At 44.6% G+C, this 23,709-nt stretch carries 19 protein-coding genes and 1 pseudogene; 10 read left to right on the forward strand and 10 right to left on the reverse strand.

Going from position 1 to position 23,709, the window contains the following annotated elements:
* From ACWYVB_RS08385 to ACWYVB_RS08405, 5 genes are all read right to left on the reverse strand, one after another.
* Positions 1–1,338 (reverse strand): VWA domain-containing protein (locus tag ACWYVB_RS08385; RefSeq protein ID WP_457528697.1); only part of this gene is annotated, 1,338 nt, incomplete at its 3' end.
* Positions 1,331–2,335, reverse strand: a complete 1,005-nt coding sequence (locus tag ACWYVB_RS08390) for a vWA domain-containing protein (RefSeq protein WP_457528699.1) — start codon at positions 2,333–2,335, stop codon at positions 1,331–1,333. The genes ACWYVB_RS08390 and ACWYVB_RS08385, both read right to left, overlap by 8 nt.
* Entirely contained in the window at positions 2,328–2,804 is a 477-nt protein-coding gene (locus ACWYVB_RS08395; RefSeq protein ID WP_047008481.1) for a DUF4381 domain-containing protein, read from the reverse strand. Before ACWYVB_RS08395 ends, ACWYVB_RS08390 begins: the two co-directional genes overlap by 8 nt.
* Positions 2,805–2,842: 38 nt before the next feature.
* Entirely contained in the window at positions 2,843–3,769 is a 927-nt protein-coding gene (locus ACWYVB_RS08400) for a DUF58 domain-containing protein (protein ID WP_005392395.1), read from the reverse strand.
* A gap of 14 nt (positions 3,770–3,783) precedes the next feature.
* A complete protein-coding gene (locus ACWYVB_RS08405) occupies positions 3,784–4,740 on the reverse strand; it encodes an AAA family ATPase (RefSeq protein ID WP_005392397.1) in 957 nt (318 codons plus the stop codon).
* 310 nt (positions 4,741–5,050) lie between these two features.
* Here ACWYVB_RS08405 and ACWYVB_RS08410 point away from each other — a divergent pair, with 310 nt between their 5' ends.
* The 8 genes from ACWYVB_RS08410 to ACWYVB_RS08445 all read left to right on the forward strand — a co-directional run bounded on the left by ACWYVB_RS08410 (position 5,051) and on the right by ACWYVB_RS08445 (position 13,956).
* Positions 5,051–6,967: a methyl-accepting chemotaxis protein gene (locus tag ACWYVB_RS08410; protein WP_005392399.1), complete on the forward strand. Its 1,917-nt coding sequence runs from the start codon at positions 5,051–5,053 to the stop codon at positions 6,965–6,967.
* 56 nt (positions 6,968–7,023) lie between these two features.
* Positions 7,024–7,224 (forward strand): restriction endonuclease subunit S domain-containing protein, encoded by a 201-nt coding sequence (locus ACWYVB_RS08415; RefSeq protein WP_005392406.1) that lies wholly within the window; start codon positions 7,024–7,026, stop codon positions 7,222–7,224.
* Between the two features lie 248 nt (positions 7,225–7,472).
* The gene (locus ACWYVB_RS08420; RefSeq protein WP_457528702.1) at positions 7,473–8,141 is read left to right on the forward strand and encodes a LuxR C-terminal-related transcriptional regulator; all 669 of its coding nucleotides are present in this window, start codon (positions 7,473–7,475) and stop codon (positions 8,139–8,141) included.
* Positions 8,142–8,369: 228 nt separating this feature from the next.
* Positions 8,370–9,026, forward strand: a complete 657-nt coding sequence (locus ACWYVB_RS08425) for a LuxR C-terminal-related transcriptional regulator (protein ID WP_080619247.1) — start codon at positions 8,370–8,372, stop codon at positions 9,024–9,026.
* Positions 9,027–9,233: 207 nt separating this feature from the next.
* Positions 9,234–9,824 carry a calcium-binding protein gene (locus ACWYVB_RS08430; protein ID WP_005392412.1) on the forward strand — a complete coding sequence of 197 codons (591 nt, stop codon included), beginning with the start codon at positions 9,234–9,236 and terminating at the stop codon, positions 9,822–9,824.
* Positions 9,825–9,977: 153 nt separating this feature from the next.
* Positions 9,978–11,696, forward strand: coding sequence for a type I secretion system permease/ATPase (locus ACWYVB_RS08435; protein ID WP_457528704.1), 1,719 nt, complete (start codon positions 9,978–9,980; stop codon positions 11,694–11,696).
* The gene (locus ACWYVB_RS08440) at positions 11,671–13,011 is read left to right on the forward strand and encodes an HlyD family type I secretion periplasmic adaptor subunit (RefSeq protein WP_005392416.1); all 1,341 of its coding nucleotides are present in this window, start codon (positions 11,671–11,673) and stop codon (positions 13,009–13,011) included. The genes ACWYVB_RS08435 and ACWYVB_RS08440 overlap by 26 nt, the downstream gene beginning before the upstream one ends.
* A gap of 96 nt (positions 13,012–13,107) precedes the next feature.
* Entirely contained in the window at positions 13,108–13,956 is an 849-nt protein-coding gene (locus ACWYVB_RS08445; protein WP_005392418.1) for a mechanosensitive ion channel family protein, read from the forward strand.
* A 99-nt stretch (positions 13,957–14,055) separates the two neighbouring features.
* Here the strand turns inward: ACWYVB_RS08445 and fhuB are convergent, their stop codons facing one another.
* Genes fhuB through ACWYVB_RS08465 form a run of 4 tightly spaced genes read right to left on the reverse strand, consistent with a single transcriptional unit; the run spans position 14,056 to position 19,883 of the window.
* Positions 14,056–16,023, reverse strand: coding sequence for a Fe(3+)-hydroxamate ABC transporter permease FhuB (gene fhuB / locus ACWYVB_RS08450; protein WP_457528707.1), 1,968 nt, complete (start codon positions 16,021–16,023; stop codon positions 14,056–14,058).
* The gene (locus ACWYVB_RS08455; RefSeq protein ID WP_457528709.1) at positions 16,020–16,949 is read right to left on the reverse strand and encodes an iron-siderophore ABC transporter substrate-binding protein; all 930 of its coding nucleotides are present in this window, start codon (positions 16,947–16,949) and stop codon (positions 16,020–16,022) included. The genes fhuB and ACWYVB_RS08455 overlap by 4 nt, the downstream gene beginning before the upstream one ends.
* Positions 16,940–17,725 carry an ABC transporter ATP-binding protein gene (locus ACWYVB_RS08460; RefSeq protein ID WP_317411062.1) on the reverse strand — a complete coding sequence of 262 codons (786 nt, stop codon included), beginning with the start codon at positions 17,723–17,725 and terminating at the stop codon, positions 16,940–16,942. Before ACWYVB_RS08460 ends, ACWYVB_RS08455 begins: the two co-directional genes overlap by 10 nt.
* Positions 17,726–17,777: 52 nt before the next feature.
* On the reverse strand, positions 17,778–19,883 hold the full coding sequence (locus tag ACWYVB_RS08465; RefSeq protein ID WP_457528711.1) for a TonB-dependent siderophore receptor: 2,106 nt from the start codon (positions 19,881–19,883) through the stop codon (positions 17,778–17,780).
* 145 nt (positions 19,884–20,028) lie between these two features.
* On the opposite strand from ACWYVB_RS08465, the gene ACWYVB_RS08470 reads away from it, so the two are divergent.
* Together ACWYVB_RS08470 and ACWYVB_RS08475 are read left to right on the forward strand one after the other, a co-directional pair.
* On the forward strand, positions 20,029–21,882 hold the full coding sequence (locus ACWYVB_RS08470) for an ABC transporter ATP-binding protein (RefSeq protein WP_074190697.1): 1,854 nt from the start codon (positions 20,029–20,031) through the stop codon (positions 21,880–21,882).
* 123 nt (positions 21,883–22,005) lie between these two features.
* Positions 22,006–23,241: pseudogene (locus tag ACWYVB_RS08475) on the forward strand (IS4 family transposase); the annotation flags it as partial.
* Between the two features lie 151 nt (positions 23,242–23,392).
* Here ACWYVB_RS08475 and ACWYVB_RS08480 read toward each other — a convergent pair.
* Entirely contained in the window at positions 23,393–23,647 is a 255-nt protein-coding gene (locus ACWYVB_RS08480; protein ID WP_046875806.1) for a hypothetical protein, read from the reverse strand.
* Positions 23,648–23,709: the final 62 nt, after the last annotated feature.

The raw sequence follows: 23,709 nt of genomic DNA on the forward strand, positions 1-23,709 counted from the left end.
CTGTTTCAGCTTCTGTTCCACAACCGACAAGTTTTTCTTTGCAGCTTCAAAGTTAGGCTTTTCTTCAAGCAGTTTTTTATAAAGCTCTGCCGCTTCTTCTAATTGACCATTTTGCGCCAGAGAGTTGGCAAGGTTATAGCGGCCGTTAGGAGAGGAGTCATGAGAAAATGCTTCGATAGCGGCTTCGTAGTCACCTTTTTGGTAACTGGCTGCCCCTTTCCAGCTTGGGTTTGTAAATAGGTTTTGCGCCTGTTCATACTCACCTTGCTTGTAGAGTTCCGCTCCTCGTTGATCGGCATTTAAGAACGGATTTGCTTCGGCGTGTTGTGTCCAAGTCATCGGTATTACTGTTGCCACAAGCATCCAAATCAGGCCGCGTCGGAACAGTAAAGCTGCAGGCAGAAGTAATAGCGGCAGCAACCAAAAGCCACCATTTAAGCGAGAGTCAGTGCTCACTTCTTCACTCTTCTTGGCCGAAAGTTGACTGCCAACGTTGCTCGTAAAGGCCGAAATGTTCTCAACATCGCGATTGGTGTGCTGAATAGGAACAAAAATTCCACCTGTTTTCTTTGCTAGTATTTGTAAATTCTTCAGATTTGTTTTCGCTACGACAGTTGTGCCTTGTGCAGTCTTTAAAAGAGAACCATCGGGTAGGGCGATGGGAGCACCATTAGCGGTTCCTACTGCAAGAACAGAGATCCGAATGTTTTTACCTTCGACTAAATTCAACGCGCGAGACAGTTCTGACTCATCAAGGTCATCAGCTAACACGATGATGTCGCCTTGTTGCACACCTGCTTGAGAGAACTGGTTGAGCGCTAATTCAATTGCGGAAGGCAGGTTTGCCCCTTGAAAAGGCATTAGCTCTGGTGACAAATTCTCGATAATGACGGCAAGCGTACTGGAATCAGTCGTCAGTGGACTTAAGTTATAGGCATCGCCAGCGTAAGCAATAAGACCCGTAGCCCCTTCTTTCCATTTAGGAAGTAAGTCCAGCGCCTTATAACGTGTTTGCGCGAGTCGATTAGGCTTGATGTCCGTAGCGAACATCGAGCGAGACATATCAAGCACTAAAATGCGGTTTTGGTTTAACTCAAAGCTTGGGCGAGCGTTGGATTGCCAGCTTGGTCCCGCTAGCGCAATACAGGCAATCGCCCAAGCTACGCCCCAGAGAATAAAATAGTGTTTGGACTGCGTGTTTTGTCCGAGCACTTTAGCTAGGTGAGGGGCAATCAGTGTCGATTTTTTTGCTCTAAATTTGTGATTGAGCAAGAGCGCAATAGGGATTGCGATAAGCCCCAAAAGCCAATAAGGGTTAAGGAAAATAAACTCAGCCATGTTTTCTCCTCAGTAGGAATAACAATACCGACAGTACGAAGGCAGCGCTTAATGGGTATGGGAACCATTCTGACTGCGGACGCCAAGTTTGCGTGTCGCTTGACACGGGCTCGAGCTGGTTGATCGTGTCGTAGATCTTTTCGAGCTGATCAGTATCTCGCGCCCGAAAATATTGTCCACCAGTCATCTCTGCCACTTTAGTTAGTGTTTGCTCATCCAAGTCGGCTGCGGTGTTAACCTTGCGAGTAATGAAAAACTCTTTCACCATCATTTCACCAGCACCTACGCCTACGGTGTAAATGGTCGCATTGTATTTTTTTGCGATTTCCGCTGCTTCGAGCGGTTCGAGCACACCGGCAGTATTGCTGCCGTCACTGAGCAAAATCATGACTCGTTGCGGAGCATCACTGTCTACAAAAGTTTTCGTGCCTAGACCAATGCCATCACCAATGGCGGTTCGTTGACCAACCAAGCCGATGACGGTTTGATTAATCTGCTGCATGACGGTTTTACGGTCTGCAGTGAGTGGCGTTTGCAAATACGCGTGATCGCCAAACAAAACAACCCCGAGACGGTCACCTTTTCTTTTTGCCACGAAATCCGACAGAACTTTTTTGACAGCGGTGAGGCGGTCGATGTATTCGCCATTGAGCTCCATGTCTTCTTGCTGCATCGAGCCAGATAGGTCGACGACTAACATCAAGTCCCTATATTTGGGTTGGAACTCAACTGGATCACCAAACCAAACTGGACGCGCACAAGCAATGATAAGAAGAACCCAGATCGCCATTGATAGTGATTTTTGCAGGGCTTGCCTAGGTTTGCTGCCATTCTCATTAGTTGGTAAGTACGCCAATTTGATCTCGGCTTGTTGAGATTCTTGTGGCAGGAGCTTGTATACCAACCAGGGGACAGGCAGCAAAAATAGTGCCCACCACCAGACAAATTTAATGTTTAGCCATTGGGCAAGTTCGGTTATGAGTGTTTGCTCAGTCACGGTTATTTGCCTTTTTCTTTGGTGGCAAAGCGTGAGTTATCCAAAAGACACAATCATCGACCAAGCTTTGATGATTTTCTTGAGAGGATTTCTGATACAGCGCTTCTTGCCACTGATGTTGTTTGTCTACGAATCGAGTTTCTTTGGTATGGCTATCGAGAAATTCATACCAAGCGATTCCAGTTAATGGCGCGATTTCTTCACGCGGAAAGTAACTCAATGCCGCCTGACGCAATATTTCTAGAGCAGAGGAAGGGGTATGAGGTGTGACAGATTGAGTTAAAAGTTTTAAGGCTGCCTTTTGCGCGCGTAGGCGTTTTTTACGCCATTTCGTATAAAGATAAATGCTGAAAACGAAAAGTACGGTGGCCGCAAGCACTGCCCACCATCCCCAAGCGAGCGGAAACCAATCCGGAGCGTTTGGTAAAATCAGAGGTTCAAGGTCTAGGCTTTGGTTGTTTGTTGTCATTATTATTACTGCTTAATAAATGCTGCTTGTACAGTTTGTTAGCTTAATTGTGAAATCAAGGGCCAACCACTTGATAGCGTGTTAAATGGAATCGCCATCGAATGGCATTGCTGTTTAATGGTTTCTTGGTGTTGAGTAAAGTGTGTTTCGAGTTCCTTTCTTTGGCCCTTGGAGCCAAAGTTGAACCATTGACTACGTTGTCCATCCGAGGCTTTTACTTGACCTCTAAAGTTTGTTTCACCTCTTTCTAAAGGATCATAAAACTGAATAGCCCTCACACTATTGTGCTGTTTTAGTCGACGTAACTGCGTCAACTCTGCTGCGCTTATGTGGGCAAAGTCGCTGAGCATAATCAGTTCGCTGCCCTTAGGTGTCAGTGTATGAAGTGTTTCTAACACCTGAGTATACGGCAGTGTACGAGCCTCGTTGTTGGCAGTACGAGCCACCTGCGCGTTATGTGTATCGACGATAGCATTAAGAATCCGCAGCCCCTGTTTTTGTAGAGAGGAAGGGCGAAACTCAAAACATTGATGTCCATCGTCAATCACCGCACCGATGCGATCCTTTTTAGCCAAAGTGAGCCAAATCAACACGCTGGCAAAGTGGGCCAATTGAACCGACTTAAGCATATACTTAGACCCAAAATGCAGGCTAGGACTCAGGTCAAGGTAAAGAATCACAGCTTGTTCTTTGTCTTCTGCAAATAGCTTCGTGTGCGCTTTCCCGGTACGAGCAGTTACCCGCCAATCAATACTGCGGATATCATCGCCAGGTTGGTATTGGCGTACTTCCATAAAATCCATACCTCGTCCTTTTTGGCGGCTGGTATGGTTACCGCTCATTTGCGACCAGATACTTTGTGCTGGTGGCAACCAACGTACAGATTGAGTGCGGTATTGCAGCAGCTCTTCAAGGGTTAATGTCACCCCATTTGCATGAGGTGGTAGTGGATGCGTTGTGGACATATCACTCACCCGTCTTATGCACTGCCAACGAGATTTAGTAGCTTATCGATGACTTGGTTTGCCGTAATGCCTTCCGCTTGAGCGTGGTAACTCAGTAATAAACGGTGGCGCAAAACCGGATAAGCCATGGTTTGAACATCTTCTGGGGACACAAAATCACGACCTGCAAGCCAAGCGTGCGCGCGGGCACAACGATCCAGAGCGATGGTGGCACGTGGACTAACGCCCATTGACAACCACTTATCCAGCTCAGTGTCATATTCGCTGGCTCGACGTGTTGCCATAACTAAACGGACGATGTACTGCTCTATCGTTTCTGCCATATGAATATCCAACACTTCTTTACGCGCAGTGAAGATATCTTGTTGGCTTAACATTGGCCGCTCGACGGTAGTTTCGCCTTTTGCTTCACCGCGGTTAATACGCAAGATAGATAGCTCATGCTCCGCATCTGGGTATTCCACTTCTAAATGTAATAAAAAGCGATCTAGCTGTGCTTCAGGTAGTGGATAAGTCCCTTCTTGTTCAATCGGGTTTTGAGTCGCCATGACCAAAAACAACTCTGGCAACGGGTAAGTATGGCGACCTGCTGTGACTTGTTTCTCTGCCATTGCTTCAAGCATCGCCGCTTGTACTTTGGCCGGTGCACGGTTTATCTCATCCGCAAGGATAAGAGAATTGAAGATAGGACCAGATTGGAAAGTGAACTCTCCGGTTTCGGGGCGGAAGATATCGGTGCCGGTTAAATCGGCTGGCAGCAAGTCAGGGGTAAACTGAATTCGGTGGAAGTCGCCTTCAACACAATCTGAGAGTGATTTTACTGCGCGGGTTTTTGCTAGCCCAGGAGGGCCCTCAACCAAAATATGTCCATCGGCCAAAAGGGCAACAAGCAGTTGTTTGACTAGATCTTGCTGACCAATGATCTGCGACTCTAGGTATTGCTGAAGAGTTTCGAAGTTAGATTTATGCATGCTTTGGACTCTCGATATCCATTTGATTTTTGTGTTGAGTATTGGTCATTTTCCAGATGGAAAAAGTTCCAATGCGCTTTCGCAATTTATCTTTTCAATATTGGGACGCTGCAGAGAATTGCAAGTACTTGCTATCACTGAAAGTTCTTATCTGACAGAGCGTTACATTTATTTTTCATAATATAGTGAGAAATGCCTCTAGTTTTGTATATGTGAGCCGATAAAGTTTCTGTGATGTGCGTGTCATGAGATATGCACCAGATTCCCCTTATGGGGCCAATAACAAGTGATTCTTTTAAAAGGTCCGAATATGTTGAAACTTCATTCCTTGAGCATCAAACAGAAGGTTGTACTTGGTATTACGTTTGCTGTTTTAGCATCAACAATTATCGTTGGTGTTATGGCTCAGCGTCATGCAAGAGATGTGTTGAGCCACCGTCTTATTGATATCGAACTACCTGCGATGCTGCAGCAAATCAATACAGAAATTGACCGCGAAGTTGTAGAGATGCAACAAGCCGCAAAACAGCTCGCAACAAACGAGTTTATTGTCGAAGCCCTATCTAATACAGACCGCGACCCATCGGTAGAAGTTCAGTTAGTTCAGCAGCTCAATAACGTTAAATCCCAGTACGGACTTAATGATGCTTCGGTAGCCAATCGTCAAACGGCATATTACTGGAATCAAAACGGGTTCTTGCGTCAGCTGAATCGAACTCAAGATGCTTGGTTCTTTGGCTTTACGTCTTCTGGTCAAGAAACGTCAGTGAGCGTTTTCCAAGAGGCAAACGGCGAAGTAAAAATGTTTGCCAACTACCAAGACTTAAATGGCACATCAATGTCAGGTCTTTCAAAGTCGATGGACGACATGGTTGCGCTGCTCAATGGGTTTAAAATTGAAGATACGGGTTATGTGTTCCTCACTAACGAACAGGGTGAGATTCAAATACATCGTCAACAAGGTAAAAACCAAACTTCTATCACCAAGCTATTTGGTAGTGATGCGAGTGCACTGCTGAATAAAAACAGCTTCAATTTGATTAATGTGGACTTTGAAGGGCAGGACACGTTTGTTTCCAGTTTGTATGTTCCTTCAATGAATTGGTTTGTCATTGGTGTAGTTCCTGTCGATGAAGTCTTTGCGGACCTAAATGCTACTGCGCAAAAAATGCTGTTTACGACCATCATTGTCGCCGTTGTATTCATTCTGATGGGCGTATGGTTGGCAAATAGTATTACTAAACCAATTCGACTGATTGCCGATCGTTTTACCGACCTTGGGCAAGGTGAAGGCGACTTGGCGCAGCGCATTGAAATTCAGGGTAATGATGAAATTGCTCAGCTTTCAAAAGGCTTCAACGGATTTATTGAGAAGATCCACGCCACAATGAAAGAAGTTGCTTTGACCAGTGGCTCATTAAGTCAAGCGGCAGAAAGTGTTTCGACGAAAGCAACATCCACACATGACAACAGCCAAGAGCAACGTGATCAAACCATTCAAGTTGTTGCGGCGATTAACCAGATGGGTGCGACCATCAGCGAAATTGCATCGAACGCGGCTACTGCTGCCGATACGGCAAATCAGGCTTCTGACAATACTCAAACGGGTCGTGAAGTGGTTATGAAAGCCAAAGAGGTGATTAGCCGCCTAGCTGATGACGTAGAAACGACCAATATTGTCGTTACGCAGCTGGCATCGACAACTAAAGATATTGGCTCGATTCTGGGCGTAATTCGTGACATATCAGAACAAACCAACTTGCTTGCGTTGAACGCCGCGATTGAGGCTGCACGTGCTGGAGAGCAAGGTCGTGGTTTTGCGGTGGTTGCTGACGAGGTCAGAAACCTAGCGTCACGCACAGCTGACTCAACAGAAGAGATCCAACGGATGATCAACCAACTTCAAAGTGACGCACAAGATGCGGTAAGTGCTATGGAAGCGGGTAAAGCGGTCACTATTGAAGGGGTCGCTTCAACCGATGAAGCAGTGGAAGTGCTAGTCAATATTTCTGAGCGAATTACAGACATCTCTGATCGTAATACGCAAGTTGCGACGGCGACGGAAGAGCAATCCACTGTGGTGCATACCATTAACCAAAACATTGAAGAAATCAACGCGATCAATGAAATGACAACGGCAACGGCAGAAGAGCTGGCGGATGCAAGTCGTGATCTTCAAGCGCTCTCTTCACGTCTGGACAAGATGGTTGGTAGCTTCAAGCTATAGAGTTGGATAGAATAGCCGAAGTTTAAAAGTTCACTAACTAAATTTAGGTAAGTACTATGAATGACTTCGAAAAAGAACTAGAGCAGATTTCTCAGGAAGCCGCTCAGGAGCCAGAAGTAAAACTGCCGTCGCTAGAAGAGCAAAAAGCGATCGTCGCTGAGCTAAAAAAGCTGGAAGCAGAAGGTAAGTTGACGCCAGAAGTGTTAGAGCAACACTTTGGTAAATTTAACCAAAAAAACTCTGTTCCAGTTCACTAAGCTAGGGTGAGGTTTCGGCTCTAACGGGCGCGACAAAATCACCAACTCAAATACAAAAAAGGGAGTGTATGCTCCCTTTTTTAATGCCTGAAAAATGCTAATACCTCTTACATACTTGCCACTTAAAAATTATTGACACTTCAATGAGTTATTAATTAGTACTAGTTATTTTCATACTTGACAATACTACTGCTCTATCTAAATCTATTGCGTATTTCAATAAAAGCGACCAAGGGAATGCGATCAGGATGGAGCAACAAAAAACAAGAAATGTCATTTTAATCACGGAGAGCAGTCTGCAGTCATCTCTGCTGAAAGATGTATTGGAGACCAAACTCGGTATTAGTGTTGCTCTAATCACACCAGACTCTCTTATTCAAGGAGCGTTAGATTCGCCTTTAGCGTCAGCCATTATTGTTGATTGCAGCGTGATCACTGATGAAATCTTTCGGCGTTATTCGGAATTTAAAGAGTCGCAACAGAAAGATACGCTCGAAATCTTAATTAATTGTGATCAATCCATTTCGACTGAAGATCTTTTTGCTTGGCGTACTCTAGCAGGTATTTTCTATACCTCTGATGATATAAAAACGCTGCAAGTTGGGATTGGTAAGGTACTTCAGGGGGATATGTGGTTCAGCCGTAAGTTTTCTCAGCAATACATTACTCACCTTCGTCGCCACTGCAAACCGATAAATAAGAATGTTCCCGCTATTTTGACCAAACGAGAGCAACAAATAATTACCTTTCTCTCTATGGGGGCTTCCAATCAACAAATTGCCGAAAAACTATTTGTGAGCGAGAATACGGTAAAGACTCATTTACACAATATTTTCAAGAAGATTGAAGTAAAAAATAGAGTCCAAGCACTTATTTGGGCGAAAGAAAATATTTCGGATAACTCGTTAACAGTGTAATGTCCTTGAAATATTGCGTTATTTAATTTAGTGAATTCTTAATCATTACTGTGACCTAAATGTGTTAAAAGTGTTTCTTTTATGAGAAACACTTTTTTTGATTCTCTTTTTAATAACTTTGGAATTTAAAAAAGTAGCAAATAACTTTACTCTGTGGACTAGCACTTACATATCACACTAAGTGCGGACGATTAACGACTAATTTAAGAATGTTAAGTCACTGAAAGTATGAGAAACATTATGGAACAGTATATGGAAAAGCCTGAAGTCCTAATGCTCACTCAACAAAGTTTACAGAGTGAAAACTTTAAGGAAATGCTTTCTAAAAATATAGAAACTAAAATAACGATCATAGATACTAAAAACCCTAGTTATCACGAACTCATTCCGGAACGCTACTTTTTGCTTGTTGATTTTTCAGTTGAGATTCCATCCGAAACTTTAGTTTATTTAAAAGATAGTAATAAAGTACTAGGAACCATAATGCTTAATTTAGGTTATGACTTAGACACAGAAGAACTCGCCTCATGGCCGCATGTAAAGGGTATCTTCGGTCCGGGAGACTCCATGGACAAGGTGTGTCAGGGGTTAAAAGCAATAATAAAAGGAGATAATTGGCTGTCTCGAAGATTACTGGATCAGCTGGTTAATTATTATCGAGGAAAAGAAGCGAATAGCATTATTGAGCCCGCTATCGAGGTAGAGCTTACTCGGCGTGAAATTCAAGTTTTAAAAATGTTGAAAGAAGGAGGCTCAAATATGGAAATTGCTGATTCTTTATTTATCAGTGAGCATACTATTAAATCACATCTATACAATATTTTTAGAAAGTTAGAAGTAAAGAACCGTACGCAAGCAACAAGTTGGGCTAGGCGAAATCTGTAGTACTAGTATTAACTTACTGTAATAAAAAGAAAATGCTCTATAAAGTACTAAGTTTTATATTTATTATTAAAATGTCAGTCTGAAATATCATCCCATATTCAAACTTATTCCTATTCGGTTGACTATTAGACTTCTCATGTCTGTTACAAATCTACTCAGACATAGAATAAAAGGTCTATTCAATTATTAAGACAAGAGGGAATAAAAATGAGCACAAGTGACAATGACACGTATCTAGGCGATGCAGGTGTAAATAACCAATTTGCTGATTTCGATGGCGGCGATGACTTGTTTATTGGTTTTGGTGGTAATGATTCGTTTGTTGGCGGTGGCGGTAACGATTATGTGATCGGCGGCGACGGTGATGATCGCCTAACTGGTGGTGCTGGTGATGACATCCTAAGGGCTGGTACAGGAAACGATTACCTCGGCGGTGGTACAGGTAATGATTTGCTTTTGGGTTTGTTGGGTGACAACAAACTAAATGGCGGCGTCGGTGAAGATATTCTTGTAGCTGGTTCTGGTGATAATGTTCTAGTTGGCGGCAGCAATGGCGATAAGTTTGTGTTCACGGATAAGTTTGGTGGCCATGGCGAAGCAAAAGTTGTGGATTTCACCATTGGTGAAGATTCTTTGCACATTATTAGTGACTCGGTCACAGACTTCGGTGATTTAAGCTTTAGCTATGATGCTGTAGGTAATGCCGTGTTTACCGATGGTGCTGATCTAACCGTGAAACTCATTGGCGTTACCGAAACTGACATCAATACTTACGGTGCGGATTTATTTGCAATCTAAATGACTTAAATCACTCAGAATGGGATTTAGTTTGTGTGGCTCTGTCACGCTGAGGTGAACTAACTCGGTCATTCTAGAGTGTATTTGAGGCTGTCTTAAGTTAGGTGCTAGCTTTTGCTAGCGCCTACATTTTCAATTTAAACGGAAATAGTCGTGCAAAAAACGGTTTTCAAAGAAGTGAGACAAAAACTATGCACGCTTGCGGGCTTGCTAATCGCTTTTAGCCTTTTTATCAACTTACTAGTCCTCTCGATACCCTTGTACATGCTTCAAGTGTACAACCGAGTGATATCCTCCTATTCAACCGATACTCTACTTTTGCTCACTATTATCGTGATTGTCGCGTTATTAACCATGTCGATTATTGATATCGCTCGCGCGCAAATGAGTAAATCATTTGGTTATTGGATGGACACCAAACTGTCCACTTTTATGCTTAAGCGCAGCATTCAATACCAATCGCACACAGGGAAGAGTTACACCTCGCAAACGCTGCGAGACATTCAGAACATCAAAAGCTTTTTGAGCAGCCAAGCACCCTATCCACTATTGGATGCGCCTTGGACACCGCTGTTTATTTTGTTCGTATATTTATTGCACCCAGTATTGGGTCACATCGCGTTACTCGGGTCTATCGTATTGTTTAGTCTCGGGCTACTCAATGAGCTAATGACGCGTAAAACCATGCAAGAGAGTGAAGTTAGGGCGATCTCTCATATCAACAACGCCGAGCTAGCCACGCAAAATGCCAATTCAATTCTTGCGATGGGGATGATGAACGCGTTTTTAGAGAAATGGCAGTCGCGCGTGAATGAAGTCAATATGCTCGAAGAGCGAGTGGCAGGTAAGTCCATTTACATGGCTAACTTTTCTAAGTTTGTACGTGGTTCACTACAGATCTTTTTGTTGGGAGGCGGAGCATGGTTAGTGATCCAACATGAGATTACTGCGGGAGCGATGATCGCGAGTTCCATTTTAATGAGTCGGGCACTCTCGCCGATGGAGCAGGCGATTGGAACATGGCGAAGTGCTATGTCTGCTAAAGGCGCGTATAAACGGCTAAAAGAAATCGACACAATCGTGCGCCAAGATGAATCGAATATGCCACTGCCAAAGCCAAAAGGACACTATGAACTAACTGGACTTGCTTATCGCCATCCTGGCACAACAGAGACTGTACTCTCATCGATCAACTTATCTATTCCTCCCGGAGTCGCTGTCGGAGTTATTGGCCCTTCTGGTACTGGTAAATCGACGTTTGCTCGGTTGTTATTAGGTACGATCAAGCCATTAGCAGGTAAGGTTACGCTTGATGGTATGGAAGTGTCTACTTGGGCATCGGAAGATCGCGGCGCCCATTTTGGTTATCTCGCTCAAGAAGTAGAGTTGTTTCCTGGCACAATTCGGGAGAACATCGCGCGCTTCAAAGAGGAAGACCCCGCTAAAGTCATCAAGGCGGCGCAACTAGCAGGATGTCATGAATTAATACTCAAGAAAAATAAAGGTTATGATTTCGTTATTGGCGAAAATGGCCGTGGTTTATCTGGAGGAGAAAGGCAGAGAATCGCACTTGCTAGAGCCGTTTATGGCGATCCACCTATTGTGATTTTCGATGAAGCTAATGCCAACCTTGATGGTGAAGGAGAGGCTGCATATCAACGTTTGATTGCCCATTTAAAGGCGCAAGGCTCAACGATTATCGTCATTGCCCATAATCCGAGTACATTACGACAAATGGATAGATTGCTGTATTTGGCTGAAGGTCGAGTCAAATTATACGGTGCTAAAGATGAAGTATTAAAACGCTTGATGGGCGAAGAAAGAACAGATATTCCAAGGGTAAGAAATGAGCAATCAACTGCCAGCCGTTAATCAACATCCGTCTGAAACCGTTTATCGTTTTAGTCCGCAAGCGAAACTAAGCTTTCGAAAGCCAATTTTACTTGGTGTGGTGACGCTAAGTATTTTTCTTGGTGGCCTAGGCTACTGGGCTGCGACAGCGAAATTAGAGAGTGCTGCAATTGCTTATGGCGATTTGTCTGTTCTCACTAAGCGACAAGAAATTCAACATCTAGAAGGCGGCATTATTGAAAAGCTGTACGTGCAGGAGGGAGACTTGGTTGAAAAAGGTCAATTATTAATTCAACTCTCTAAGCGACAAGCTATGGCGAAGTTGGATTCATTAAGTGGTCAGTTTATTCATACTCTAGCGAAGGAAAACCGTCTAAGTGCTGAGCTAGATGAATTGCCAACGATCGTATGGTCTGATGATCTTGAAAGTATTCCTCGCGTCGATATCGTCCAAGAAGCTCAACTGGTTCAAAACAAGATCTTTGAAGCGAGAAAGCGATTCTTTGATAGTAAGCTGAGCATCATTGAGCAGAGTATTTCTGGGGCAAATTTGGAGCTAGAAAACCTCCAGCAAACCAAAGTCATTGAGAGAGAAAGACTCAATTTTATCGCCGAAGAAATAGACAGTAACCAAGCTTTAGTTCAAAAAGGCTTTTCGGGTAAATCCACCTTACTTCAACTCAAACGTCTTGCAGCGGAAGTGCGGAGTACCTTAAGTCAGTTAGACAGACAATCACTCACAGTAAGCAAAAGGTTGGATGAAAACCAAGCGCAAATTGAAGAGTTGAAGCTTGAAAGACTGAATGAGATTGTCGAGGAGCTACGAAACACCAAAAAGGAAATCGTCGCCATCCGTGAAGAGTATCGCTCAGCCCAAGATATTGTAGCGAGAACAACCATCAATGCACCTATTGCAGGCCGTGTGGTCAACATGCAGGTATTTACCGAAAAAGGTGTGATTGGTTCGGGTGAAACGCTATTAGAGTTGGTTCCTCAAGACGATAAGTTGTTAGTCGAGGCTCGCGTGAATCCTCAGGATATCGATTTAGTTAACCCGGGTCAGCAGGCGCATGTTCGTCTGACCGCTCTGAATGCTAGAACGTTGGCACCATTAGACGGTACGGTGTTAACGATTTCTGCGGATAAGCTTTCACAAGAAAACCAAGAGGATTTTTACCTCGCTAGAATTGCAATTTCGCAAGAAGATGTAGCCAAACACCGCTTAACTTCAGGAATGAACGCGGAAGTGCTTATTTTATCTGAACCGCGAACGCCTTTAAGTTATTTAATAAAGCCAATCACTGAAAGCATGAATCGCGCCTTTAGAGAGGAGTAATCTCAAAAGTACTTGAGTGAACACGGACAACTGACAAAATAATTTGTTATGGTTACCCGTTACTAGGCCGTATTTTAATTCTAAGGGAGCCGTGGAATGGAGAAAGTGCAGTTAGTCGTCGATTTTCTTCTCACTCATAAACTGATTTTTACCGCACTGATCTTTGTGATTATGTGGTTAATTCGTCGTACCATTTTATCGATGATTCGTGGTGACCATGCCTTTCTTTCTGAAGATCAGCGCAGCTGGATGTCCAGAACTAAGAACGGCACCTTTGCCGTTACATTACTGATTTTATTTATTTTATGGCAATCAGAAATAAACGAGTTTGCTCTAAGTGTCACGGCGATAGCGGTTGCCATTGTTGTGGCATCCAAAGAGATAATTTTGTGTTTTACAGGCTCGATTCAAAGAGCAAGCTCACGTTCTTTTCGTGTCGGTGACTGGATTGAGGTCGGTAAACTGTGCGGCGAAGTTATCGAGCACAATATGATGGCGACGGTGATTCAAGAGATCGACCTGCACCATGGGCAATATCACTACACCGGAAAAACCGCGACCTTACCCAATAGTATGTTTTTTACTTACCCAGTAAAGAACCTCAATTTTATGAAGCGCTACGTCTACCACAATTTTTCTATCGTGGTGAAAGACTTCGTTAATTTGTATCCTCTGTTACCAATCTTGACCGACAAGATTGAAGAGCATTGTAGCTACTTCAGTGATGTTGCGCATCGCTACAATGCGATGATTGAAAAACACGCGGGGGTCGATCTTCCCGGTGCAGAGCCACATATGCATATTTCTAGTAATATCAATGGTGAGCAGATTTTGCATGTTATGATTTTCTGCCCGACCGATAAAGCTAACCACTTGGAGCATTTGATTCGTAAAGACTTTATGGAACTTTATGAGCAGCGCTTTCCTGTGGTGAGTGAAAAATAGAGAAGTGTCGTACGCCAGTTAAAACAAACCCCGCTATCAAACATAGCGGGGTTTGTTTTTCTAACGGTATTTCCAGCTCTAACTATATTCCCTGAATACTTAGCTGAATTTACTTTTCAGCATTAAAAACAGAAAGTAAGTACTGCCTACAATAGCGACCAATGTGCCAGCTGCGACCTGACTTGGATAAATAGCGATTTGTCCCAGCCAATCTGCCCACAACATTAGGGTTGCACCAATTAAGGCTCCGACACTTAGTTGCTCTTTCACTTTTCTTGCTCCTAACATCATCGCCATATGGGGAGCGACCAAGCCAACAAAAGATATCGGACCAACTGTAGCGGTAGAAAAGGCGCATAATAAAGCAACGATGGTGAGCATTAGCGTATTGGCTACGGTGGGGTTAAGTCCTCGTGCATTTGAGAATTGTCGTCCGATGGAAATTAATGTTAGCCAGCGAGAAATCGCGAATACAGCGGTAAGCAGAACCATTATTGCCAAACATAGCATCAGTGCGGTGTCGGCTGTGACTCGATAAATTGAACCAGTTAGCCACAATAAAATTTTGTAACTGTCACCAGAACCTTGAGCTAGCGAAAATTGAACAAGGGCTTCTAATAGTGCCGTTAGTGCGATGCCGGACAACACGAAGTTAGATGGATTAAAATGGCTTCGTTTACCGATAATCAGCAATAACATCAATACGGACATACTTCCGAAAAAAGCGATCCCCCAGTTAAATGCGGAGAGAAGTGACCCAGCGATGACTCCTGTCGTAATAATGGCAAACGTGGCTCCGGAAGACACACCGAGAATATCGGGACTTGCCAGAGGGTTGTAAACAATGCGTTGCAAAATGATTCCGGCAACGGATAGCGCAATACCGACAGAAAGTGCGGTTAGCATTCGCGGCCAGCGTAATTGCCATTGGAACTCCCCTGGCACGGACCATTGGATCCCGTTTATACCATGGGTAACGAATGAGTAAACCAGAACCCCGACGATGCTCATTATCACTATGCTACAAACTGCGCGCTTAGAAAGCGCCGTTTTTCCTTGGCTCATTGAAAGGTTAAGTTGATCGGTTGCCGTCAGCTTTTTACGAGTAAACCAAATTAAAGCGGGAGCGCCAATAGCTGCAGCCGCTACGCCGCTAGGAATGGTTTCCTCTAACCATAAGCTTAGCGAGATGGCGGCAGAGTCTGTGATGATTAATAGCATTGCGCCCATTAGCATGCTGCTGATCAATTCGTCACGTGGCGTTCTCGCTCCCATTGCACGGGCGATGTTTGGTGTTAACAAGCCGATAAAACTGATGATACCAACCGCAGTGATTGAGGCTGATACCAGCCAAATACCCATCACCATTAACGTGCTAAAAGCAGGTAATACCGCTAAGCCTCGGGCTGCTGCGCCTTCTTGTCCTAGTTTCATTAAGGTCAGAATACGTGGTGCGACGATCAAAATGACGATTGCAATAGCAGAGCGTGGCAGCAACCATTCAAACCAATCCCAGCTGTATTGTGAAAGGTCGCCCGCTCCCCACATAAAAATATTCTGTGCAAACTGGGCGTTTAAAATAATAATGGCTGTGGCGATAGAACCGAGCAAGATATTGATCACCATCCCCGAAACGACCAACGGCAAACCTGTCATATTACGCACACCGGCAATAGATACGATCAGGCCAAACGCCACTAAGGCGCCTACCATTGCGGCTAATGCAGAGTAGTCGGCTACCCAATCAACAAACCAAATGTTTACCACGACTAATGCAAGCCAAGCCCCAGAAGAGGTGCCAAGAGTCAAAGGAGAGGTGAGGTTATTCTGCGTTAATTGCTGCATTAAGCTGCCAGTGAGACCAAGCATGGCACCAACAAGTAGAGTAATACTTAACCTAGGAAGCTGAGCTTGCGTAAAAAATACGTCACGAAATTCGCTCGCTACCTCTGGTTTTGTTAATAATTGCCACTGTTCGAAGAGTGATAAGTTAGTGTCAATTTGTAGACTAAAGACGCTAAGTAACGTAATCAGCGCCAGGTAACCAATATAATGTTTCGTTCTCATTGCTTTGGTGCCAACTCTATTAGACTGTCGGTAATCGCTTCAGCGGTGTATTGCAAAGACATGGCACCGCCATACGCCCACACTGCTCTGACTGAATTTACCCGCTGCTTCTTTACAAACGGCATCGCTTGCCAAAGTGGTGAATCTTTCAGTTTGCGTTCTTCTGGGAAAGGTTGTACGTAGAGAACGTAGCTGTTTTGAAGGTTTTGAAGTCGATTAATCCGATCTTGCTTTACCCCCCACGCACGTGGGTCCTCTTTAATTGGAGTCTGTAATCCCAGCTTTCTGACCACGTAGTCTGTGGTGGAATTTTCGGTTGCAAGAAACACTGTATTCGGGGTTGAAAAACGCATCACCAGAACACTGAGCGGCTCAGAGTAATAGTGGCTAATTCGCTGGCGCATCTGCGCAAATGAAGCATCTAATTCTGCCAGTTTCTGTTCAGCAAGCGCCTCTTTATTGAATAGCTTGCCGAGCGTACGAAAATGACGAATTGCCGTTTCAGCTGCGGCCTCACTTTCAGAAAAATTAGGTAAATAGATTACAGGAGCAATTTGTTTGAGTAACGGAATCAAGTCTTGCTGTGGAGACGCAGCAAGGATGACATCTGGTTTCAAACTGGCTATTTTTTCTAAGTTGGGTTCTGCTCTGGTTCCAATATCTTCAATTGACTCTGGTGCAGTTGGATTAACCACCCATTGGCGGTAGCCTGGTAAATTTGGGGCTGCGATTGGTTCTACGTTTAGCGCCAAAACTTGTTCTAAGATGTCCCAGTTTAAGGCAATAACGCGCTGCGGCGCTTGCTCAAAACTATGCTCACCATATTCATCGGTAACGGTGATGACTGCATTTGCATTAGTCATAAAAAATGCTAACAGAAAAGCAGATTGTGTAGCCACAGTAAGTAAACGAGCTATTATGCGCATACAACAGCCACCTTTTGGCTCGCCAATGTGTTGGCTGGAGTTGGATGATCAATGAGCTTAATCGGTGACTCATACAACTCAGAAAGGCGATCCTCATCTAGCAACATGTCGGCGTTGCCTTCGAACGCAATTTGACCTTTCTTGAGCGCAACAATGTGGGTTGCATAGCGCAGTGCTAAGTTCAAATCGTGCAGGATCACGATAATGCCTACGTTCTCGGTTCTATTCAGCTCTGACAGTAGCGCCATCAGTTGAAATTGATGGTGAACATCGAGCGCGGAGGTCGGTTCGTCTAGGATCAAAATCGGTGATTGTTGAGCCAACAGCATAGACACCCAAGCGCGTTGGCGCTCACCGCCCGATAAATCGTCCGCTAATGCTTGAGCAAACGGAGCTACGCCAGTGAGACCCATGGCTTCTGCGATGATCTGTTTGTCTTCAGGTTTCCAGCGACCAAGTGCGCCACGCCACGGAAAGCGACCTAAGCGCACTAGCTCTTCTACTGTTAAACCAGCCGAGGAGGGCAGCTTTTGTGGCAAATAGGCGATCTGCTTTGCCAGCTCTTTGGTTTTGAGTGATGAAAGGGAAGTGTCGTTTAATGCTACCGTGCCTTTATCTGGTGACATTTGACCAGAAAGCAGGTGCACCAGTGTCGATTTGCCTGAACCGTTATGGCCCAAAACGACAGTTAGTTCATTCGTTGGGATGTTAAGTTGGTCGATGACGAGGATCTGACGTCCACCTCGAACGATCTCAATATTAGACAGTTGAAACATGGATGACTCTTAGGAGAAAACTCCCCTCAAGAGAGGGGAGTAGAAAGTTCAATTACCAGCGGTAGTTTGCGTTTAGCATGACAGAGCGAGACTGGCCGTAGTAACACCAGTAATCGCAACCTGAAACAAACTCTTTATCCAGAATGTTGTTCACGTTTAGCTGTGCTTGCCACTGTGAAGTGATGTCGTAAGTGACTGACGCATCCCAAAGAGTGACTGAAGGAACAGTTAGGTTTGAGCTCTTAGGGTTATCTTTTGACTCACCTACGTAGCGCACACCAGTACCGATATTGAGGCCTGGAATCAGGCTGTAGGCGCTGTAGTCTACCCATGCAGAAGCTTGGTGCTCAGGAATAAGTGCGGCTTGTTTTTTACCTTGGCCAAAGCTCTCATCTGTTTTCGCTTTGGTGTAGGTGTAGCTTGCCATCAGTTTTAGATCGTCGGTTAGCTGTGTTGTGCTTTTAAGCTCAATACCTTGAGAAGTCACTTCACCCGTTTGTGTCGCGATCCATGTTGATGGGTTGGTCACCAACGCGTTCTTTTGCTTAATGTCGAACCATGCAAGGTTGATAAAGCCATCCATAAAGCTTGGCTCATACTTCACACCCACTTCTACTTGCTCGCCTTCCAGCGGTTTATAAAGCTCATTGGTTGCAGCATCAATGGTGCTGATCACTTCAAACGACTGAGAGTAGTTTGCGTAAGGTGACAAACCATTGTTTGCAAGGAACATTACACCCGCGCTGAGAGACAACTGACCATCATCACGAGATTCGTTTTGATCAACGCCTGCGCCTTTGCCAGAGTTTTCTGTTTTCACCCAGTCGTAACGAGCACCCACGTTACCAATCCACTGTTCATGCAGTTTCAATTGGTATTGCGAATAGAGACTTGCTTGAGATTTCTCAATCTCACGTTTCACGTTGTTGGCAGGATCAAGAGGGGTGAAGTTGCCGTAAACTGGGTTCCACGGATTGATGGTGCCAAATGCGTAGTTGTCTTGCTCGTCGCCATCGGTTTTGTGGAATTGCAGATCCATACCGATAAGCACTGTGTGCTCTGCGTTGTCTGTCATCCAGTTGCCGACAGCATTGTTATCGAACGTGATGCTCTGGTTTTTTCCGTCACGGAATACGATGCCTTGCGTTAACTCTTCTTTCGCTGGATCGTTGTTTGAGAACGCGTAAGAGCTGCGCAAGTACAACTCATTCGAACCGTAGTTGAGGTTTTGCGAGAGTGACCACGTGTCATTGATGTCGTGCTCTAGTAAGTAACCTAGAGAAAACTGCGTGCGTTCGTATTTATCGTAGTTTGGCTGACCAAGGTTAGTCGAAGGATCGATTTTGCCAAAGTTAGAACCAATCAAAGTTCCTGCTGCTGGGAAGAATGGGTTGGTTGGCACACCGTCATCACGAAGGTAAGTAGCCAAAACGGTCAGCATTGTACGGTCAGAAATGTCGAACTCGACACTTGGCGCTAGATAAAAACGCTCGTTGTTAGTGCCGTCCAGTTCGCCATCTTGGCTTGTCATCAGGCCAACCAAACGGTAGCGGATTGTGCCAGCGTCGTTTGCTTCATCAGCAATGTCAAAACCTACAGACTGGTGTTGGTTGTTGCCTACTTCGACTTTTACTTCGCCTTGAGGCGTAAACGTTGGTTTTTTCTGTACCGCATTCACGATACCGCCTGGTGCCGATTCACCAAACAGAATAGCTGATGGGCCTTTAACCACTTCCACACTTTCTAGGCCGTAAGGTTCGACCAACCATGTGTAGTAACCATCGCGGAATAGGCGGTTGCCGTTTAGGTAAGTCGCTGCATCAAATCCACGAACTTTGAACCAATCAGTGTCGTTGTCGGCGCCATAAGGCTGAGCGGTTACGCCAGATGTGTAGCGTAATGCTTCGTCCAACTTTTGCGATGCACGAACGCGAAGCTCGTCTTCAGAGATAATAGAAACGCTGCGTGGTGTTTCTGCCGCAGGGGTTTCTACTTTAAGTGCTTGCGCGGTGACCGTAATGGTCTCCATTGCAATAATGTCATCTTGTACAACGTCTTCTTGAGCTTGTGCTGTGAATGCAACCACTGCTGCTGTTGGTGCCAAAGCACAGACCAACGCGTTACGGATCGCGATGGTCAGTAAGTTATTCTTTGTCATAAATATATTCCCGACAATTATGATTAACGCTAAGCTTAATTGTAATTATTATCATTTGAACTTTTGTTTCGGTATTTTACTGACTTTTGTATCAAAAGATAGTAAAACGTTCGCAAATTCATTCGCGGTACTTAAAGTCGTTGTTATGTTCAATTGGTTTGAAAAACTGACCCAACCCTTTCCCCAGATGGAAACCGAAAAGCCACCGAAGACACTTTTTGGCTTCTGTCGCTTTTACACTCGTGGCTTTGAAGCCCCTTTACTTGTTATGGCTGTGTTCAGTGCGCTTATTGCCATTACTGAGGTGACGCTGTTGCGTTATATGGGCGAGCTCGTCGATATTCTCTCTAATCAAGATCGCGCAACATTCTGGCAAGATCAGGGTGATCGCATGCTAATGATGCTGTTCTTAGTGGCGGTTGTGATGCCAGTTCTCGGTTTTGTCCACTCAATGGTGATGCACCAAACGTTATTGGGTAACTACCCGATGTCTATCCGTTGGTTGATTCACCGTTACTTGCTAAAACAAGCGGTTGGATTTTTCCAACGTGACTTTGCAGGCCGAGTTGCGACCAAAGTGATGCAAAGTGCGTTAGCGGTACGAGAAACGGTCATGAAGTTGGTGGATGTACTGGTTTATATCAGCGTTTATTTTCTTTCGATGCTTTGGATGATGGGCGAGGCCGATGGCTTGCTGATGTTGCCTATTGTGATTTGGATAGGAATGTACGCGGTTATCCAGTTCTACTTTATCCCTAAAATGAAACAAGTAGCGACAGAGCAAGCGGATGCTCGCTCGGTTATGACCGGACGCATTGTCGATTCTTACACCAACATTTCTACCGTAAAACTATTCGCTCATTCACAGCGAGAGTTGGAATACGCAGAAAGCAGCATGAAGCAATTTTTGGTGACGGTTTACCGCCAAATGCGCATGGTGACTTGTTTGCTGTTTAGTGTTGATGCCATCAACTATTTACTGCTGATGTCTATCAGTGCCATTTCGGTTTATTTATGGCTAGATCACGCTGTAACAATTGGTGCTATTGCGATTGCCATTAGTATTGCGTTGCGCGTACAAGGAATGTCGAAGTGGATCATGTGGGAAGTTAGCGCATTGTTTGAAAACATCGGTACGGTAGTGGACGGTATTAATACGATTTCAAACGACGTTGAAGTGAAAGACGTGCCAAATGCCAAGCCTCTGCAAATCTCGCAAGGTGAGATCTGCTTTGATCACGTAGGTTTTAACTACAGTGATGAGAAGGCAGTATTTGAGAACTTGAATTTGACTATCAAACCGGGCGAAAAAGTCGGTATTCTCGGTCGCTCTGGGGCAGGTAAATCCACGTTGGTCAACTTGTTGCTGCGCTTTTACGACGTAAATAGCGGTAAGATTTGTATTGATGGACAGGACATTTCGCAAGTCGAACAAGAGTCGCTTCGCCAACACATCGGTATGATCACGCAAGACACCTCTTTGCTGCATCGTTCAATTAAAGAGAACATTCTTTACGGTGATCCAGATGCTTCAATGGATGCCGTTATCGCAGCTGCTGAGAAAGCACATGCCCATGATTTCATTCAATCTCTACGAGACGAGCAAGGTAACGTTGGCTATGACGTTGAAGTGGGTGAACGCGGTGTGAAGCTGTCTGGTGGTCAGCGTCAACGTGTGGCGATTGCTCGCGTGCTGCTGAAAAACGCGCCAATTTTGATCATGGATGAAGCAACGTCTGCACTTGATTCAGAAGTAGAATCGGCAATTCAAGAAAACCTTGAAGTTCTGATGGAAGGAAAAACTGTGATTGCGATTGCTCACCGTTTATCAACGATTGCCGCGATGGATCGTTTGATTGTGATGGATGACGGCAAAATCATTGAGCAAGGCTCGCATTACGAGCTGCTGCAATTGGGTGGTGTTTACGCTCAGTTGTGGAAGCATCAAACCGGCGGCTTTTTGTCTGAGCAAGGTGATGCTCAACTGCAAGTCATCTAATATGACGCTACACGAAAGAGGAGCAAATGCTCTAATGCCGATCAGGTAACGGATTAATCGGCAGATCAATTGCACGCTCTTCCTGTATGTAAAAATCCGATAGACTACGTTTATCGGATTTTTATGCACGTTTCCCAAGCCCTCAACATCATCAAACCAAATCAAGTTGAGATTCTCGCAGATCTCCTGCCAATTGAACTCATCAATAGTGCTTATGAGCTGACTGACACCGTTACTCTAAGAAAACGAAAGCTAATTTTAGAGTCGATGTTGTGGTTACTGGTTGGCATGGCTATCTATAACGATAAATCCATGGCAGATATTGTAAACATGCTCGATATTGCTTACCGCACATGTAAGCCATTTGTTGTTCCAAGTGCATTACCACAGCGAAGAAAAAATTCTCGGAGAATCAGCCGCTAAAGCGCTCTTTGAGTGTACGCAGCGTCATTGGTTCGCTCAGGCTAACTTGCCGAATTGGAATGGTGAGGTTACTCTGCGTCGATGGGGTTTTATGGCGAGCAGAAGACTCGAAAGACAATGCTGAAGCGTTTGCTAAGCCCACGAACAAGGATGGCCAAGAGACGCAGTATCCACAGTTACATATGGTATGTCAGATGGAATTGAGCAGTCATTTGATCACAGGCAGTGCATTCGACTGCTATACCGTGAACGAAATGAAGTTAGCCTAGCAACTTATAGAGACGCCCCCCCAATAAAAGCCTAACGCTCTTCGACAAAGGTTTTTACTCCCTTGGTTTGCTTCAAGCATGGAGCTCGAAAGGCATCAATCGACATTGGCTTATCCCGATGAAAAAGGACTAACTTATGAAATTGTTCAGTCTCTAGGCAGAAAAGATAAACTGATAAAACTGAAGAGTAATCCGCAAGCGCGTAAGAAGTGGCCAGAGCTAGAACAAGAAGTAGTTGTACGCTTAATCACAAGAGTAAAAGATGGCAAGTAATACGATGTTCTCACCTCAATGCTTGATCCTATGCTCTAACCAAAGTCAGGTATCGTAGGCTTATATGGGTATCGTTGGGAAATTGAACTCTGCTACCGTGAGCAAAAACAGTACATGCTTGGTAACCGACTCACGCTTCGAAGTCGGACTCCCTGAATTAGTGAAGCAAGAACTCTGGGGAATACTACTGACCTATAACTTGGTCTGGTATCAAATGGTGCAGATGTGTAATACGTTGAATGGAGATTACTTGCCAGATCAACTTAGCTTCAATGGAGCATTAGCTCACATCATACGCCTGATAGTGGGACTTCCATACTCGTCACTAGGAGCCATACCGAGACAACTTCAAAACTTTTACGCAATGAGTGGGAGTTTAATATTGGAGCCTAGGTGAGAAAGATTCTGTCCTAGAGTAGTGAAGAATAAGCCAAGTCGATATCTTAGAAAAACAATGCCGATCGCCTTAAGTGAACGGCATTAGGGCCTTTGCTCCCTTTTTAGTTATCAAGTATCCGTTATTAAGCTCAGGTTGAGACAGAAGTTTATTTAAGTTTCTGATGAATACGGTAGCCAACAACAAAACCTATGTAGAATAGCGCTGCGAGAGTAAGCATTGCCGTAGCGTACGCCAGTAGGCTGTTTAACCCTAAACCAAAAGCCAGAGTGAAGGCGATACCATGAATGGCCTCCGCAGGGATTCGGTACCAAGCAGCGTGGACGGAAGATCCGAAGAGGATAAAGGTACTAAGTAAGACAATCGTGCCGCCTATAAAGCCGACCCATCTGCTGTTGTTCATGTTGTAATCTCAGGTGTTACCGAGGTAACGTAACAAAATATTTCAGAGCATGCATTATACAA

This window comes from Vibrio sp. JZG10, from assembly GCF_054064075.1.